The sequence below is a fragment of the Elstera litoralis genome (genome assembly GCF_000963705.1).
Taxonomy (GTDB): Bacteria; Pseudomonadota; Alphaproteobacteria; order Elsterales; family Elsteraceae; genus Elstera; species Elstera litoralis.
The window spans coordinates 1-890 of record NZ_LAJY01000632.1; the positions used below are offsets into that span (position 1 = coordinate 1).

An 890-nucleotide genomic window follows, 5' to 3' on the forward strand; every position below is an offset into this window, starting at 1 on the left:
CAGCGGCGCGATATTGAGGTCGCCGACCAGCATCATCGGGTGATCGGCGCTGCGATTCTGGCTGAACCAGTCGGTCACTTCATCGAGAAAGCGCAGCTTATGGGCGAATTTCTCATTCTGCTCAGGGTCGGGAATATCACCGCCCGCCGGAACGTAGAAATTATGCAGCTCGATTCCACCGACTTCGGCGGAAACATGGCGGCTATCGGTCCGCTCGCACCAATCCAGCGTTTGCGTGCGGGTGAGCGGCAGGCGCGAGAGAATGGCGACGCCATTATAAGCCTTCATGCCCTTGATTGCCTGATAGGGATAACCCGCCTGGGTAAAGGCCGCGCCGGGGAAAAACGCATCCTCGGTTTTGATTTCCTGAAGGCATAGAACATCTGGCGCGGCCTCGGCCAAAAACCGCAGGACGGTATCGAGGCGCAGGCGCACGGAGTTGATGTTCCAGGTCGCAACGGTCAGCGTGGTCATGGGGTCAGTCCGACGAAAGGTCAGCGGGCAAGCGCGGAGAGAAAGACGGGACATAGCACAGGTATGCTGGCCAAACCCGTGATCTTTAAGGAACCTATGCCCAACATGCGGCCTACCCCCTCGCGGGACTATCGAGACGCTAAAAACACCTCTTTATGGCGCGTTGCAGTGCATCCGTCCATAGCGGTGAGCGTGTTTTGCTTCTATATAAAAGCAGATAGCGGGCAGGTCCGCCCCTTACCCCGCCTGCCGTTCGACGAAAGGAAGCCGATCATGTCCCCGCGCCCTGTAGTTCTGTGCATTCTCGATGGCTGGGGCCTGCGGTCCGATCTCGATAATAACGCCATCGCCCAGGCGAACACGCCGACCTTCGACCGGCTGATGCAGACCTGCCCGACCGGGCGGTTGAATGCGTC

2 protein-coding genes are annotated in these 890 nt (G+C 59.0%); one reads left to right on the forward strand and one right to left on the reverse strand.

What is annotated here, in order from left to right; all coding sequences use genetic code 11:
• Positions 1-474: exodeoxyribonuclease III (locus VZ95_RS18445; RefSeq protein ID WP_045777163.1), on the reverse strand; the 474-nt coding region annotated here is incomplete at its 3' end.
• 273 nt (positions 475-747) lie between these two features.
• On the opposite strand from VZ95_RS18445, the gene VZ95_RS24450 reads away from it, so the two are divergent.
• On the forward strand, positions 748-890 hold a 143-nt coding region (locus VZ95_RS24450), incomplete at its 3' end, for a hypothetical protein (protein ID WP_156995402.1).